We start from the raw sequence: 400 nt of genomic DNA, 5'->3' as shown, positions 1-400 counted from the left end.
TCCAGCGCATCGTGCTGGCAAGGCTTCCGCGCTCAAACACCTGCTCGGTCCATTTGACCTGGAATGAACTTTCGGAGGCTCTGACCACGCTGGTGACCTGTACCGAAACACTGCGCGTTCCGATCTGACCGAAGGGGTCGTTCGCCTTGGCGTATTCGTTGAGGAAGAGCGCTGCGCGATCGCTAGCAAAGTCGTACGCTGCCAACCAGTTCTGCCGTACCAAAACCGGATCGGTGGAAACGGAACGGACATTCTGGATGAAGCGGCCGAGATGCCAGGCGATCTGAGCATCCGAGGGCTCATAATTCCGGATCGCCGGCGCGACGGCGCGCGTCTCGCCGAAGCCATCGACCTCGACGACATAAGGCACGACACGGCTTTGCATCGACTGCCATACGAG

Annotated in this window: 1 protein-coding gene; it reads right to left on the bottom strand. The window is 59.8% G+C overall.

Translation table 11 applies throughout. The features are described 5' to 3' along the window. Positions 1-400 (bottom strand): conjugal transfer protein TrbF (gene trbF, locus EOA22_RS37380; RefSeq protein ID WP_348629536.1); only part of this gene is annotated, 400 nt, incomplete at both ends.

Source organism: Mesorhizobium sp. M7A.F.Ca.US.014.04.1.1, from assembly GCF_003998745.1.
Classification (GTDB): domain Bacteria; phylum Pseudomonadota; class Alphaproteobacteria; order Rhizobiales; family Rhizobiaceae; genus Mesorhizobium; species Mesorhizobium ciceri.
The sequence above is the reverse complement of the archived record's forward strand: the minus strand, read 5'-3'. Positions and strand labels throughout refer to the sequence as shown.